General features: G+C 52.5%; 15 protein-coding genes. 6 read left to right on the top strand and 9 right to left on the bottom strand.

Annotated features, from left to right (window positions below; all coding sequences use genetic code 11):
- Positions 1 to 101: 101 nt before the first annotated feature.
- On the bottom strand, positions 102 to 689 hold the full coding sequence (locus JM656_RS07785; RefSeq protein WP_203360664.1) for a Yip1 family protein: 588 nt from the start codon (positions 687 to 689) through the stop codon (positions 102 to 104).
- Positions 690 to 854: 165 nt separating this feature from the next.
- Here JM656_RS07785 and JM656_RS07780 point away from each other — a divergent pair, with 165 nt between their 5' ends.
- Positions 855 to 1,424, top strand: coding sequence for a DedA family protein (locus JM656_RS07780; RefSeq protein WP_203360663.1), 570 nt, complete (start codon positions 855 to 857; stop codon positions 1,422 to 1,424).
- A gap of 36 nt (positions 1,425 to 1,460) precedes the next feature.
- On the opposite strand, the gene mdtQ is transcribed toward JM656_RS07780, so the two are convergent.
- Positions 1,461 to 2,900 carry a multidrug resistance outer membrane protein MdtQ gene (gene mdtQ, locus JM656_RS07775; protein WP_203360662.1) on the bottom strand — a complete coding sequence of 480 codons (1,440 nt, stop codon included), beginning with the start codon at positions 2,898 to 2,900 and terminating at the stop codon, positions 1,461 to 1,463.
- Between the two features lie 219 nt (positions 2,901 to 3,119).
- Positions 3,120 to 4,073: a tRNA dihydrouridine(16) synthase DusC gene (gene dusC / locus JM656_RS07770; protein WP_203360661.1), complete on the bottom strand. Its 954-nt coding sequence runs from the start codon at positions 4,071 to 4,073 to the stop codon at positions 3,120 to 3,122.
- Positions 4,074 to 4,263: 190 nt separating this feature from the next.
- Between dusC and JM656_RS07765 the strand changes: the two genes are divergently transcribed.
- From JM656_RS07765 to JM656_RS07745, 5 genes are all read left to right on the top strand, one after another.
- Complete coding sequence (locus JM656_RS07765; RefSeq protein WP_203360660.1) at positions 4,264 to 4,662, top strand: CidA/LrgA family protein; 399 nt, start codon at positions 4,264 to 4,266, stop codon at positions 4,660 to 4,662.
- Positions 4,659 to 5,354, top strand: coding sequence for a CidB/LrgB family autolysis modulator (locus JM656_RS07760; RefSeq protein WP_203360659.1), 696 nt, complete (start codon positions 4,659 to 4,661; stop codon positions 5,352 to 5,354). Before JM656_RS07765 ends, JM656_RS07760 begins: the two co-directional genes overlap by 4 nt.
- A 129-nt stretch (positions 5,355 to 5,483) precedes the next feature.
- On the top strand, positions 5,484 to 6,368 hold the full coding sequence (gene cdd, locus JM656_RS07755; protein WP_203360658.1) for a cytidine deaminase: 885 nt from the start codon (positions 5,484 to 5,486) through the stop codon (positions 6,366 to 6,368).
- 166 nt (positions 6,369 to 6,534) lie between these two features.
- Complete coding sequence (gene sanA / locus JM656_RS07750) at positions 6,535 to 7,254, top strand: outer membrane permeability protein SanA (RefSeq protein ID WP_203361241.1); 720 nt, start codon at positions 6,535 to 6,537, stop codon at positions 7,252 to 7,254.
- Positions 7,255 to 7,256: 2 nt separating this feature from the next.
- Positions 7,257 to 7,496: a DUF2542 family protein gene (locus JM656_RS07745; protein ID WP_203360657.1), complete on the top strand. Its 240-nt coding sequence runs from the start codon at positions 7,257 to 7,259 to the stop codon at positions 7,494 to 7,496.
- A 49-nt stretch (positions 7,497 to 7,545) separates the two neighbouring features.
- Here the strand turns inward: JM656_RS07745 and mglC are convergent, their stop codons facing one another.
- The 6 genes from mglC to folE all read right to left on the bottom strand — a co-directional run bounded on the left by mglC (position 7,546) and on the right by folE (position 14,480).
- Entirely contained in the window at positions 7,546 to 8,556 is a 1,011-nt protein-coding gene (gene mglC / locus JM656_RS07740) for a galactose/methyl galactoside ABC transporter permease MglC (protein ID WP_203360656.1), read from the bottom strand.
- A gap of 15 nt (positions 8,557 to 8,571) precedes the next feature.
- Entirely contained in the window at positions 8,572 to 10,092 is a 1,521-nt protein-coding gene (mglA, locus tag JM656_RS07735; protein ID WP_203360655.1) for a galactose/methyl galactoside ABC transporter ATP-binding protein MglA, read from the bottom strand.
- A gap of 79 nt (positions 10,093 to 10,171) precedes the next feature.
- A complete protein-coding gene (mglB, locus tag JM656_RS07730) occupies positions 10,172 to 11,170 on the bottom strand; it encodes a galactose/glucose ABC transporter substrate-binding protein MglB (protein WP_203360654.1) in 999 nt (332 codons plus the stop codon).
- A 297-nt stretch (positions 11,171 to 11,467) separates the two neighbouring features.
- Positions 11,468 to 12,490, bottom strand: coding sequence for an HTH-type transcriptional regulator GalS (gene galS, locus JM656_RS07725; protein ID WP_203360653.1), 1,023 nt, complete (start codon positions 12,488 to 12,490; stop codon positions 11,468 to 11,470).
- Between the two features lie 149 nt (positions 12,491 to 12,639).
- Positions 12,640 to 13,797 carry a DUF418 domain-containing protein YeiB gene (gene yeiB, locus JM656_RS07720; protein WP_203360652.1) on the bottom strand — a complete coding sequence of 386 codons (1,158 nt, stop codon included), beginning with the start codon at positions 13,795 to 13,797 and terminating at the stop codon, positions 12,640 to 12,642.
- A 14-nt stretch (positions 13,798 to 13,811) separates the two neighbouring features.
- Entirely contained in the window at positions 13,812 to 14,480 is a 669-nt protein-coding gene (folE, locus tag JM656_RS07715) for a GTP cyclohydrolase I FolE (RefSeq protein WP_043000121.1), read from the bottom strand.
- Between the last annotated feature and the right edge of the window lie 90 nt (positions 14,481 to 14,570).

Here is a 14,570-nt window from a genome sequence, read left to right as displayed (position 1 = left end):
AGGCATCATAGCGATCGGGCAGGTTTGCCGCCACAGAAGAATCGTCAACAAATGCTGCGTTGCTGACTTTTACGCCAGCAACGCCATTGAAGAAGATTAAATCAGAATAACCGGTACCCGTAGCCCCACAGGATCACCGTGATAGCTAACAGGACCTCCAGCACCAGCACGCCGATAGCCAGCGTCGAACTGGAAAAGCTCAGTCCTTCCTCTTTGTTAATGTTCAGGAATGTCGGCACACCGAGGTACAACAAATAACCGGTGTAGAACAACGCGATGGTACCGACCAGCGCACACAGCCATACCAGCGGATATAGCGCGACAAAACCGCTCAGGAAAAGCGGCGTAGCGACATAGCCGGCAAAGACCATGCAGTGCGCCAGAGAAGGACGTTGCGGATAGTTTCGCGCCATCCACCAGATGATCCGGCCCATTACCGCCACCCCTGCCAGCATGACCGCGTAAAAAACAATGGCCAGTGCAAAACCGGTGAACATAGAGAGCTGAAACACATTGCCATCGCCAAAATTCCAGCCAATTTGCGTGGTGCCAATAAATGCGCAAATCACCGGGATTGCCGCCATCATCAGGACATGGTGGGTGTAGTGGTGCGAAATGGTTTCGTTCTCACTTTTGATCACGTGCATTTCACGATCGGGATGGGAAAACAGCCCCCAGACATGGTTCATACCGCCCCCCTTCTTGTCAGCTCCGGACCTCAACACTTCAAGTATAATTCAGCTTTCGATTATTTTATGTACAGCCCACGAAATACCGGTCCGCTGAACGGGCGCTTTTCCGGCCATAAAGATTCATAAGGTGTATGCTAAAGATTGTGGAGGTCATACCGACGTATGGATATAAACAGTCTTATCGCGCATTACGGCTATGCCGCGCTGGTCATTGGCAGTCTGGCCGAAGGCGAAACCATCACCCTGTTAGGGGGTGTTGCCGCACATCAGGGGTTGCTCAAATTTCCGTTGGTCGTCATCTCCGTTGCGCTCGGCGGCATGATCGGCGATCAGGTCCTTTATTTAGTGGGGCGTCGATTTGGTGGGAAACTGCTGCGCCGCTTATCGCGTCACCGCAGCAAAATTCATTACGCGCAAAAGATGATCCAACGCCGCCCTTACCTGTTTGTAATCGGTACACGATTCATGTACGGATTTCGCGTCATCGGCCCGCTTCTGATTGGCGCCAGCCATCTACCGCCAAAGATCTTTCTGCCGCTGAATATTCTGGGCGCGCTGATTTGGGCGCTGCTGTTTACGGCTCTGGGCTATCTCGGCGGCGAAGTGATTGCACCCTGGCTGCACCATCTCGATCAGCACATCAAACATGGGGTCTGGCTGGTGCTGATCGTCGGACTGGTGGTGGGGACACGCTGGTGGCTGAAACGGCGCAGCAGGCAAAAAGTGCAATAAAGGCAGCCGACAGCCCGCGCTGACGGCTGCTGGCTGTCAGCTTGTGTGGTAGCCCCCGCCTAATGCGCTGGTCAGTTGAACAGAGGTATCAAGCCACTGGCCTTGTAAAATCAGGCCATTGCAATGCTCGCGCAGCGCCGGGATCTTCGCCTGACTGACCCGCGAACCGGCAATGATACCGGCATTGAAACGCGCCTGCGCCAGCCCGACAACCCGTTGAGCATCATGTTCAATCTGCATCTGGTGTTGGTTTTTTGCCGCCATCGTTTCAACCTGGCTTGCCGCGCGCGTCACGTCATTCACCGCATCAACCACCGCTTTGTTGTAATTCGCTATTGAGAGGTTACTCTGCGCCCTGGCGATATCGAGATTCGCATTCAGCCTGCCACTGTCGAATATCGGCAGCGTCAGTCCGGCAGTGACGCCCATTTGTTGCGCTGAACTACGGAAAAGGTCACTCATGTGCAGAGCATCCTGCTGCAGGAAGGCCATCAGGTTGATATCAGGATAAAAGGCCGCTTTCGCCGCGTCGACGCTGCCCAGAGAGGACTCAATGTACCAGTGCGCCGCCTGCAGATCCGCCCGACGAGCCAGTAATGAGTACCCTAACTGCGCGGGTAATGCGCTTTCCACCTTCGGCAGCGCAACCGCATGCAGCGTCAGCGGCGTGGATTGCTGATGGGTTAGCGCCGCCAGCCTTGCCTCAATAATTTTCATTTTACCGGCGGCATCACTGAGCTGTTGCTGCGTTTTGCTGTCGTCTATGTCCGTCTCCACGCCTTCCACGGAGGAGGTAATGCCGTTTTGATACAACTGGCGGTCAGCCGTAATGATGTTTTTTTGCTCTTGTTCAATCTCCGTTAACACGTTGCTCAGCGCCGCCTGGGTTTGCCACTCCCAGTATAAACGCGTCACCCCGCTCGCCAGCAGTTGACGAGTCTGTTCCTGCTCGGCTTCACGCGCTTTGACGGCGCCAATCCGCGCCGTCACTTCTGCCCGGTTTTTGCCCCACAAATCCAGGTTCCAGCCTGCTGTTAGCCCAAATGTCCCGTTGGTGTACCACGGGCCGGTCGTGCCCGCAGCAGGATCGCTGCTGGCAAAGGGCCCCATCACCCCTTCAGCTGACATTTTCTGCCGCTCTGCATTCGCCGAGAAATCGACCTGCGGTCCGTCCTGCGCTTCAACGGCTTTGGCCTGCGCCTCCGCTAATTGAATGCGCTGTTCTGCCACCTGCATATCTGGCGCATGTGCCAGCGCACTCTCAATCAGCGCATTCAGTTGAGGATCCTGATAAGTCCGCCACCACTGGCTGCCCGGCCAACCGTTTTTTAATGCTGCCGGTAATGCAGATTCGACGTGTGACGTGGGCACCTGCTGCGCCAGCGTCTGGCGGTTGTCGTGCATCGGGGCGCATCCCGCAAGTGCAATAAATAGCGGCAAACACGCGGTCGCAACAAAAGGAGAATAACGATTCATGGGGGTGTTCTGGTAAGAAAAGGTGCGCAGAGATTACGTGGTGTCGCATCTTTTTTTTTAGTTACGCGTGGCAATACATCTTTGGAAAATAAAAGAAATAATCAGAAAAATATATTCAGCTTAAATGAATATTTAAAAATTATTTAAATGATAAATAAATATAGACCCCATTTTGTTCCCCTGATTTGCCCAATCCGCCGATGTGCCATCGGCCATGTCTCATGGCCGCAACGCCGCAATATCAATGGACTGGATCGCACGGGCAATATCCGGTGAGTTATTGAGAGAACGAATCTCCTGAAAAAGTGCTGTCGCTTCTGAGTACTCTTTACGTAAATACCCCAGCCACTGTTTGATGCGCGCCACGTGATACAGCCCGGTATCGCCTTGCTTTTCCAGTCGGCTATATTTCTGCAGCAGAACAACCACGTCAGGCCACGGCATACGCGGTTCGTTATATTTCACGACACGACTCAGGTTGGGAATATTTAATGCCCCTCGCCCCATCATCACCGCGTCGCAACCGCTGACTGCCATACAGTCCTGCGCACTTTGCCAGTCCCAGATCTCACCGTTGGCGATAACCGGAATCGTTAACCGCTGTCGGATTTCGCCAATCGCCTGCCAGTCAATGTGCTCCGCTTTATACCCTTGTTCTTTCGTGCGACCGTGTACCGCCAGTTCGCTCGCACCCGCCTGCTGTACCGCATCGGCAATTTCGAATTTTCTGTCGCCGCTGTCCCAGCCAAGACGTATTTTAACCGTCACGGGCAGATGTGCCGGTACTGCCTCACGCATCGCCTTTGCCCCCTGATAGATAAGTTCAGGATCTTTGAGCAAAGTTGCACCGCCGCCGCTGCCGTTGACCAGCTTTGACGGACAGCCGCAGTTAAGATCAACGCCATACGATCCTAACGCCACCGCGCGCGCGGCATTTTCCGCCAGCCATTGCGGATATTGCCCCAGAAGCTGTATGCGCACCAATGTGCCCGAGGGTGTCCGGCTGGCATTGAGCAGTTCCGGGCAAATACGGTGGAATACTTTCTCAGGCAAGAGCTGATCCACCACGCGCAAAAATTCCGTGATGCACAGATCGTAGTCGTTCACGTCGGTCAGGAGCTCGCGCACCAGAGAATCAAGCACGCCTTCCATCGGCGCCAGCAAAACACGCATATCGTTACCCGCAAAAAAAGAGGCGCTATGGTAGCGTCTCTCCAGGGCGGTTTAAAGTCTCTCCGCTATGATCTTTATGACGCAACGTTCCCGTTGTCTATATTCACCATGCTCAGAATTCATGATGTGATCGGTAGCACATTTTAAAGTTTAATTGTATGATGAATACCTCTCATCAAGGGCGTTTACTATGAGTAAATCACTGAATATTGTCTGGCAATATTTACGCGCATTTGTGCTGATCTATGCCTGCTTATATGCCGGTATTTTTATTGCGTCGCTGCTTCCCATTACGATTCCCGGCAGCATCATCGGCATGCTGATCCTCTTCGTTTTACTGGCACTGCAAATTCTGCCGGCTAAATGGGTCAACCCAGGTTGCTACGTGCTGATTCGCTATATGGCGCTACTTTTCGTTCCCATTGGCGTTGGTGTAATGCAGTACTTTGACCTGCTGCGCGCGCAGTTTGGGCCTGTCATTGTCTCTTGCGCAATAAGTACGCTGGTCGTCTTTCTGGTGGTTAGCTGGAGCTCGCATATTGTGCACGGCGAACGAAAAGTGATTGGGCATAAAGGATCAAAACAATGATGTCGTACATCTGGTGGTCGTTACCTCTGACACTGGCGGTGTTTTTTGCAGCACGCAAACTGGCGGTGCGTTTTAAAATGCCATTGCTGAACCCACTGCTGGTCGCCATGGTGGTCATCATTCCGTTGCTTATCCTCACCGGGACGCCTTACGAACACTATTTTCAGGGCAGCAAAGTGCTGAACGACCTGCTGCAACCCGCCGTGGTCGCGCTGGCCTATCCGCTTTATGAGCAGTTGCACCAGATCCGCGCCCGCTGGAAATCCATCATCACGATCTGTTTCTTTGGCAGCGTGGTCGCCATGGTGACGGGCACGTCGGTGGCCCTGTTGATGGGCGCCACGCCTGAAATCGCCGCGTCGGTATTACCTAAATCAGTCACCACGCCTATCGCGATGGCGGTGGGGGGAAGTCTTGGCGGCATTCCGGCGATCAGCGCCGTATGCGTGATCTTTGTCGGGATCCTCGGAGCCGTGTTTGGTCATACGCTGTTAAACGCCATGCGGATCCGAACCAAAGCCGCGCGCGGGCTGGCAATGGGAACCGCATCGCATGCCCTCGGCACTGCACGTTGCGCTGAGCTGGATTACCAGGAAGGCGCCTTCAGTTCGCTGGCGCTGGTGATTTGCGGGATTATCACCTCGCTTTTGGCCCCCTTTTTGTTTCCTGTCATTCTGGCGGTAGTGGGTTAAAATTTGCGATGCGTCGCGCATTTTTAGTTTAAGTTTCATAAGTTGCACAAGTAATGAGATATGAATCACATATAAAGCGGTAACAGGCCCGTACACTACGATTCCATTACATTGTTATGAGGCAACGCCATGCATCCACGTTTTCAAACTGCTTTTGCCGAACTAGCGGATAATTTGCAATCAGCGCTGGCACCACTTCTGGCGGATAAGCATTTCCCCGCCATGCTGAGTGCAGAGCAGGTCTCGACGCTTAAAAGTGAATCGGGGCTGGACGAAGACGCGCTGGCTTTCGCGCTCCTGCCGCTGGCTGCCGCCTGCGCGCGTACCGACCTTTCCCATTTTAACGTTGGCGCCGTGGCGCGCGGCGTCAGTGGGAGATGGTATTTCGGTGGGAACATGGAGTTCCTGGGGGCCACCATGCAGCAAACCGTCCATGCCGAACAAAGCGCCATCAGCCACGCCTGGTTACGTGGCGAAAAAGCCCTTGCCGCTATTACCGTCAACTACACCCCGTGTGGTCACTGCCGTCAGTTTATGAACGAACTGAACAGCGGACTGGATCTGCGCATTCACCTGCCAGGCCGCGAGCCGCACACGCTGCGTCACTATTTGCCAGACGCTTTCGGCCCGAAAGATCTGGAGATCAAAACGCTGCTGATGGACGAACAAGATCACGGCTTCGCCCTGAAAGGCGACGCGCTGACTCAGGAAGCGATTCGCGCAGCCAACCGATGCCATATGCCCTACAGCAACTCCCCGAGCGGTGTGGCGCTGGAGTGCAAAGACGGGCGTATTTTCACCGGTAGCTATGCTGAAAATGCCGCCTTTAACCCAACGCTGCCGCCTCTGCAAGGCGCATTAAACCTGCTGAATCTGAACGGTTACGACTATCCGGATATCCAGCGTGCAATTCTGGCAGAGAAAGCGGATGCGCCGTTGATTCAATGGGATGCCACCGCCGCGACGCTGAAAGCGTTGGGCTGCGACAACATCGAGCGCGTACTGCTGGCGTAAATCGTTGTGCCCGGTGGCGCAAGTTTACCGGGCCTTAAACGGCAAGCCCCTTCCGACTTCGTTGAAGTCTGTCGAAAATCCCCGCAATCAGACTACCGTTTCTTGCGCAACGCCGCTGGGTAAAGTAGCCTGATTGAAAATTCTTCCTTTTATCGAGTTCTTCGCAATGTTAAAGCGTCTGTTTTACAGCCTGTTAGTCCTGGTCGGCTTGCTGCTGTTAACTGCGCTTGGCCTCGACAGATGGATGAGCTGGAAAACGGCCCCGTACATCTATGACGAATTGCAGGACCTGCCCTATCGCCAGGTCGGCGTGGTCTTAGGCACCGCCAAATACTATCGCACCGGCGTGATTAATCAGTATTACCGCTACCGTATTCAGGGCGCGCTTAACGCCTACAACAGCGGTAAGGTTAACTACCTTCTGCTTAGCGGCGACAACGCGCTGCAAAGCTATAACGAGCCGATGACGATGCGTAAAGATCTCATCGCAGCAGGCGTTGATCCTGCCGATATCGTGCTCGATTACGCGGGCTTTCGCACGCTGGACTCGATTGTGCGCACCCGCAAGGTCTTTGATACCAACGATTTCATCATCATCACTCAGCGCTTCCACTGTGAACGCGCCTTATTCATTGCGCTGCATATGGGAATACAGGCGCAGTGCTACGCAGTGCCTTCGCCAAAAGATATGCTCACCGTCCGGGTGCGCGAATTCGGCGCGCGTTTTGGCGCGCTGGCCGACCTCTATCTCTTCAAGCGTGAACCGCGCTTTTTAGGCCCGCTGGTGCCCATTCCCGCTATGCATCAGGTCCCTGACGATGCACAGGGTTATCCGGCGGTAACGCCTGAGCAACTGCTGGAATTACAAAAGAAACAAGGAAAATAAGCGTGGAAGATAAAACCCTTTTTATCGTAATTGGCGTACTGATGGTCGTCGTCTGGACCTTCCGGCAAGGGCTAAAGGGGATACGCACTGGCGTCATCGAGAAAACGGTCAAAGGCTCGCAAGAGCCACTCTTAATTCAACGTTCCGCAGAACCCACGACGTACTGGATCTATATCGGTGTCTATTTTGGGCTTTCGCTGGGCGCACTGCTGGTGGGAATTTGGTTAGTCTTTCTCAAATAAAAAAACCGGTGCAGAACGTCTCTGCACCGGTTTGTTTTCCGTTGATGAATTACTTCTTACGGGCGTATTTCAGAGAATCCAGCGCGACCGCGAAGATAATGATGCCGCCCTTAATGATGTACTGCCAGTAAGGGTTCACGCCGATATAGGTCAAACCGTAGTTGATGACGGTGAAGATAATCACACCGGTCACGACCCCGAAGACGGTCCCTACCCCACCGCTGAACGACACGCCGCCGACCACGCACGCCGCAATCGCATCCAGTTCGTACATAAAGCCGAGGTTGTTGGTGGCAGAACCGATACGACCGGCTTCCAGCAAACCACCAAAAGCGTAGAACACACCGGACAATGCGTAGATCATCAGCAGGTTCAGTGCGACGTTAACACCAGAGACTTTTGCCGCTTCCGGGTTACCGCCGATAGCAAAAATGTTTTTGCCAAAACGGGTTTTGTTCCACAGAACCCAAACAAACGCCACGGCAATCAGCGCATAGAAGGTGATGTAAGAGAGTCGGAAACTGCCCAGTGCAATGAAGCCCTGCGCGAATGTCGAGAAGCCGCTATCAAAACCAGAGATTGGCGATGCCCCCACGAAGTCGTAGTAAAGGGAGTTGATACCGTAAACGATGATCATCGTGCCAAGGGTGGTGATAAACGGCGTCACATTGAGGTAGGCAATAATAATGCCGTTCACCAGACCGATAATGGCCCCCACCGCACAGACGATCAGGATCACCAGCGCAATAGGCATGGTCGCCATTTCTGGGAAGACTTTATTGACGTTTTCCATCGATTGCAGCAGCGTCGCCGCAACCACCGCCGCCAGCCCGACCTGACGCCCCGCTGACAGGTCAGTCCCCTGGGTAACAATCAGTCCGGCAACACCCAATGCGATAATAATACGTACGGAAGACTGCGTCAGGATGTTACTCAAGTTCAGCAGACTTAAGAATGTGGGGTCCTGGAAAATAATAATGGCCAGTAAGACTAAAAGAACAACGTAAATGCCGCCTTCTTTTAGATAAGTAAGAAAACTTTTCTTATTTAACGCACTCATGAGGAGCCCCTGATCTTAAAGGTGCAAAGACGCAAGACGCAGAATTTCGTTTTGCGTAGTCGTTTTGGTGTCAACAATTCCAGCAACGAGACCGTTACTCATTACCAGAATACGATCTGTGATCCCTAACAATTCCGGCATCTCCGAGGAGATGATAATGATTCCCTTCTCTTTCTTCGCCAGCTCCGCGATTAACTGATAAATTTCAAATTTCGCGCCCACATCAATCCCACGCGTAGGTTCGTCCAGCATTAATATTTCTGGCTGAGTTAACAACCAACGGCCAATAATGACCTTTTGCTGGTTTCCGCCCGAAAGAGAACCAATTTGCGTACGGTGGCCCGGCGTTTTTACCCGCATAGAGTCAATGACCCATTGGGTATCACTCTTCATCCGGGAGTTGTCCAACAGACCGACTTTATTTTTGTAATTATGAATATTGGAAATCAAGGAGTTGAAGCCAATATCCAGATAGGCGTAAATACCGGTCGAACGACGCTCTTCCGTCACCAGCGCAAAACCATGGTTAATGGCTTCATTAGCACTGTGGTTGTTAATCTTTTTGCCGTGCAACGTAATGGTGCCAGACGATTTTTCACGGATACCAAACAGCGTTTCAACGATGTCCGTACGTTTTGCCCCGACCAGACCGGCAATCCCCAGGATCTCCCCTTTATGCAGATCAAACGAGATGTCACGGATTGAAGGCTGACGTAAAGAGGTCAGATTACGCACTTCCAGAATCACTTCGCCAGGCGTGTTTTCTTTGTCCGGGAAGCGCTGGTTCAGCGAGCGCCCGACCATCATGGCGATAATTTTGTCCATATTCAGCCCTTCCAGCGGTTGCGTCGCAATCCACTGGCCGTCGCGCAAGACAGTGACCTCATCGCATAACTGGAAAATTTCTTCCATTTTATGAGAGATATAGACAATACCGCAGCCGCGATCTTTCAGCTTACGGATAATGGTAAACAGATGATTAACCTCTTTCTCTGTTAATGAAGAGGTAGGTTCATCCATAATCACGATTTTAGCGTTATACGAGAACGCTTTCGCAATTTCGATCATCTGCATTTGTGAAACGGATAACGTCCCCACTCGCGCCCGCGGGTCGATATCAATATCCAGCTCATCAAATATCGCTTTGGTATCGCGATACATTTTGTCCTGATCAACAAACATGCCTTTCGTGGGATAACGCCCCAGCCACATGTTGTCCATCACGGAACGCTGCAACACCAGGTTTAATTCCTGGTGAACCATCGAAATGCCATTCTCCAGCGCTTCTTTGGCGGAATGAAAATCGATTTCTTTGCCCTGAAATAAAATGCTGCCAGAATCTTTTTGATAGATTCCAAAAAGACATTTTAATAATGTTGATTTCCCTGCACCGTTTTCTCCCATTAATGCATGAATGGAATGGGGGCGGACTTTTAAATTGACATTATCAAGTGCCTTAACGCCGGGGAAAGACTTGTTGATGCCGCTCATTTCTAACAAGAATTCGCCTGACGACTGAGTAGTAGTGCTGACCATAATTATACCTTGTTGGCCTCGCAGAGTGCGTTATTAAAGGGCGCAAGAGATTTGCGCCCGAGAAAACGGATAACAACAATTATTTTTTGGTGAACTCAGTCAGATTATCTTTATCAACACCTACGTAAGGAACGCGAACAATTTTGTTCTCAATTTTCCAGTTGGTGCCTTCAGCAGCGGCTTTGCCATCCGCCAGGTTTTTCGCCAGATCGAACGTCGCTTTCGCCTGGTTGTTGGCATCGTTCAGCACGGTACCCGCCAGCGTGCCGGATTTCACCAAAGCCAGCGCTTCAGGCAATGCATCCACACCAAATACCGGTACGCTGGTTTTGTTGTGCGCTTTCAGGGCTTCTACAGCACCCATTGCCATTGCATCGTTGTTGGCGATAACCACTTCAATTTTGTTGGCGTTCGGACCGGACAACCAGGCATCCATTTTATCTTTCGCCTGCGCGGTGTCCCACATCGCGGTATCTAACTGCAGCTGCTCGGTTTTGATGCCTTTATCGTTCAGCTCTTTGATAACGTAGGTGGTACGGGCTTCAGCATCCGGGTGGCCCGGCTCGCCTTTCAGCAGAACAAACTGAATTTGGCCATCTTTGTTCAGATCCCAACCCTGATTCGCCTGCCAGTGTTTCGCAATCAGGTCGCCCTGAATAATTCCGGATTCTTTAGAGTCAGTGCCGACGTAATAGGCTTTGTCATAGCTGTCCAGCGCCTTACGGGAAGGTTCTTTATTGAAGAAGACAACCGGGACATTCTGACCACGCGCTTTCTCAATCACTGTGCCTGCCGCCGCCGGGTCAACCAGGTTGATCGCCAGCGCTTTCACGCCTTTCGCCAGCAGAACGTCGATCTGGTCGTTTTGTTTAGACTGATCGTTCTGGGAGTCATTCATCAGCAGCTGTACGTCAGGTGCCGCTTTGGCATCTTGCTCGATAGCCTTACGTACCACGGACATAAAGTTATCATCGTATTTATAGATCGTCACACCAATGCGGGTATCAGCAGCGTGCGCAGCCGCGCCGAATAACATGCTTGCCATCACAGCAGACAGAGTCAACACCTTCTTATTCATGGTATCTCCGGTTTTATTATGCAGGGTAGTACTTGAGAAAAATGCTCGGCAGGGCAGAACGTTAATGAAGTGTTACTGAACGCCGAAGCTCACTTTTAAAAAATCTTTATTCCGTGCCCGGTAACGCTCCAAAAATAGGCTTTAATTATTGTTTAAAGCGCTAACGCAGCGGTAAAACTGATTGCTCACCGTTACATAATAGTTACAGCGCTTGAAACGGTGCCATCATAGCCATCACATTGTTAAGATACTGTGAATTTACTCACATATTGAAAGCGGTTACATACAACGACATTTTTAGTTAGTGATCAGGGCCGCATTCTGTCGCAATGCCACGGAATGCCGACGCACCAGAGTCGGCATAAAACAATGCGTTGCCGATGCATCTAACGTGCCTGCTGCGCCCTGTAACGCCAGTTCAGTCGCCATTTTTGCCATTGACGCAATCGGGTAGCGCACCGTCGTCAGTTGCGGGTCGGTGTAACGTGCGATGGGAATATCATCAAAACCGATAATTGACAGATGTAGTGGGATGGCAATGCCGTTGTCTTTCAACGCGGTGAGCGCGCCGGCGGCCATGTTGTCATTGTAGGCAAACACGGCGGTGAGTTGCAGGTTGCGCCCCAAAAGCTCAACCATGGCGGATTCGCCACCCGGCATGTCAGGCGAGCCTGTACCAACCCAGCTCTCAGACGGGGTGATCCCCTGCTCTCTCAGTGCGGCTAACCACCCTTCTTTTCGCATCGCGTCATCTTCAATACGGTGGCTGGAAGCCAGATAGCCAATGCGTTGGTGACCATTATTAAGCAGCATCCGCGTGGCCATTTTTGCGCCGCTGATATTGTCCAGACAGACGCAGCGGTGGGCATAGCCGGGGATGAGACGGTTGATCAGCACCATGCCGGGGATCTGATCCATAAATTCGCTCAGTTCCCGATCGCTTAGCGCTTTTGAGTGGACAATCAGGGCGTTGCAGCGTTGGCGGATCAACACCTCAATGGCATGCCGTTCTTTTTCAGCCTCGTGGTAGCTGTTGCCAATCAGCACATATTTCTGATGCTGCTGAGCAACCAGATCGACCGCTTTTACCAGCGCGCCAAAAAAGGCATCTGAAACATCCATCACCACAACGCCGATGGTGTCGCTCACCTGCGTTGCCAACGCCTGCGCATTTGCATTCGGACGATAACCCAGTGAAGTGACCGCTTTCATGACGGCGTCACGCGTATCAGGACTCACCAACGTACTGTTATTCAGTACACGAGAAACGGTCGCCACAGAGACACCCGCCTGACGTGCCACATCACGAATGGTTATCATATTCACTACCCTGTTTGAAATTGCCGTTGCTCACAGACACCCCTTTTGCAGGCGGCCATTTTGTCAGCGACGCGCGCAGGACTGCGTGAGTAAGGTCACAGGGTTGGAAACGGTTACATGCGTTTTGTTAATGAATGTGATCCAGATCGTTATCTGGATGATCGAGATAATGATGCCCCTGACGCACGTAGGGTCAATTGACGCCACAGCCATTCCACCGGCCCCTGACGCCAGAAATGGAGCCAAATGACGGAGAAAAGCAGGTTCACCAGCCACACTGGAACCACAAACAGCAACAGCCCCAGTCGGTCAAATTTCATAAACAAACCGAAGTGATAAAACAAGGTGGTACAGATCAGCGTCTGCAGGAGGTAATTACTCAGCGCCATTCGCCCTACGCAAGCAATGGCGATAACCAGTTTGCTGCGGCTCAACTGAGGCCAGAAGCCAAACATCAGCGCGGTGTACCCCAGCGTTTGAAACGGCGCGCTCAGCTCTCGCGGCGCCTGTAACAGAAAACCGCACCAACGCCAGGCCCAGTCCAACTGCCATTGCGCGACGATGGCGGGCAGATTAATCAAGACCCCGGCGACAATCAGTAAGGTGCCTGTTCGGCGGTAGTGATGCAGGCTGTACTGACCTTTCAACCAGCCGCTTCGCATTAACGCCGCCCCCAGCAACATCATCCCCGCCAGTTGCCAGCCATACTGCGCCCCCAGCGCCAGCAAACTGTTCGACAGCCCGTCAATTCGATTGCTGATGGCCTCCACTCCCCCGTTCAGCTTCCAGTATTTTTCATACAACAGCGCGGAAGCATCCGGGGTCCAGGCCCGGCTGATCTCATTACCCGAGATCGTTCCCAGCAGCAGCAAAACACCGATCCCTGCCAGATAAAGCACGACGCCGGTGTTGAACAGGCTCTTCACGGAGGGCGCGTCACGCACCAGTCGCCAACAAATCAGCCCCACAAGACCGTAGGCCAGCAAAATGTCGCCATCCCAGAAAAACAGGGCGTGAATAAATCCCAGCAACACCAGCAGCGTCAGACGTGACTGGATCCAGTGTTTGCCGCGCGGCAGCAACATTTGCAGCCCCGCGCCGAACAACAGTGCAAAGAGTGTGAGAAATTTGGCCTGCGCAAAGAGATCGAGGACAGCCCAGGTCCAGGCATCCGCAGTGGTAATATCGCCGTACCAGGCGGGATTGAGATACGCGGCCTTTGGCAAACCAAAGGCGCTGATATTGAGAAGCAGAATGCCCAGGATGGCAACGCCACGAACAAAATCCAGCGTGACATTACGCTCCATAGCCTGGGCCTTAATCAGTTGTGGTGACGAACAGCGCGCAGGAACTCCTGGCGGGTATTCTGGCTGGATTTAAACAACCCACCGAGCGAGGTCGTCGTCGTTGCGCTGGTCGCATCGCGAATTCCACGCGCTTTCACGCAGTAATGCACTGCGTCAATCGACACCGCCACATTGTTAGTACCCAGTAATGTTTGCAGCGCCGTCAGAATTTGCTGGGTCAAACGCTCCTGAACCTGCGGGCGTTGGGCAAAAAACTGCACGATACGGTTAATTTTCGACAGGCCAATCACCGACTCTTTCGGGATATATGCCACCGTCGCCTTCCCATCGATGGTCACGAAATGGTGTTCGCAGGTACTGGTCAGGGTGATATCACGCACCGTTACCATTTCATCGACCTTCATTTTATTTTCAATGACGGTGATTTTGGGGAAGTTGGCGTAATCAAGACCGGAGAAGATCTCATCGACATACATCTTGGCGATGCGGTGAGGCGTCTCCATCAGACTGTCATCGCTCAAATCAAGATTCAATAACTGCATGATCTCAGTCATGTGGCCTGAGATAAGACGTTTGCGCGTTTCGTTATCCATCTCATGCACGGGCGGGCGCAGCGGGGTTTCCAGACCACGCGCAACCAGCGCTTCATGAACCAGAGCCGCTTCTTTACTGAGTGATGACATTTCTTTTTCTCCTGCAGGTGTGGCGCCTCTGCCCTACGTGGGGCAAAGTTTTTAAGCTGTATGACAGCCCAAACATTGTGCGTGAGGCCG

The sequence above is a fragment of the Citrobacter sp. R56 genome (assembly GCF_016811995.1).
Classification (GTDB): Bacteria; Pseudomonadota; Gammaproteobacteria; order Enterobacterales; family Enterobacteriaceae; genus Citrobacter_D; species Citrobacter_D enshiensis.
This window is presented reverse-complemented; position numbering and strand designations above follow the sequence as displayed.

Coding starts and splice junctions, on each gene's coding strand:
- JM656_RS07785 (WP_203360664.1), bottom strand. CDS start 689: ATGAACCATGTCTGGGGGCTGTTTTCCCATCCCGATCGTGAAATGCAC.
- JM656_RS07780 (WP_203360663.1), top strand. CDS start 855: ATGGATATAAACAGTCTTATCGCGCATTACGGCTATGCCGCGCTGGTC.
- mdtQ (WP_203360662.1), bottom strand. CDS start 2,900: ATGAATCGTTATTCTCCTTTTGTTGCGACCGCGTGTTTGCCGCTATTT.
- dusC (WP_203360661.1), bottom strand. CDS start 4,073: ATGCGTGTTTTGCTGGCGCCGATGGAAGGCGTGCTTGATTCTCTGGTG.
- JM656_RS07765 (WP_203360660.1), top strand. CDS start 4,264: ATGAGTAAATCACTGAATATTGTCTGGCAATATTTACGCGCATTTGTG.
- JM656_RS07760 (WP_203360659.1), top strand. CDS start 4,659: ATGATGTCGTACATCTGGTGGTCGTTACCTCTGACACTGGCGGTGTTT.
- cdd (WP_203360658.1), top strand. CDS start 5,484: ATGCATCCACGTTTTCAAACTGCTTTTGCCGAACTAGCGGATAATTTG.
- sanA (WP_203361241.1), top strand. CDS start 6,535: ATGTTAAAGCGTCTGTTTTACAGCCTGTTAGTCCTGGTCGGCTTGCTG.
- mglC (WP_203360656.1), bottom strand. CDS start 8,556: ATGAGTGCGTTAAATAAGAAAAGTTTTCTTACTTATCTAAAAGAAGGC.
- mglA (WP_203360655.1), bottom strand. CDS start 10,092: ATGGTCAGCACTACTACTCAGTCGTCAGGCGAATTCTTGTTAGAAATG.
- mglB (WP_203360654.1), bottom strand. CDS start 11,170: ATGAATAAGAAGGTGTTGACTCTGTCTGCTGTGATGGCAAGCATGTTA.
- galS (WP_203360653.1), bottom strand. CDS start 12,490: ATGATAACCATTCGTGATGTGGCACGTCAGGCGGGTGTCTCTGTGGCG.
- yeiB (WP_203360652.1), bottom strand. CDS start 13,797: ATGGAGCGTAATGTCACGCTGGATTTTGTTCGTGGCGTTGCCATCCTG.
- folE (WP_043000121.1), bottom strand. CDS start 14,480: ATGTCATCACTCAGTAAAGAAGCGGCTCTGGTTCATGAAGCGCTGGTT.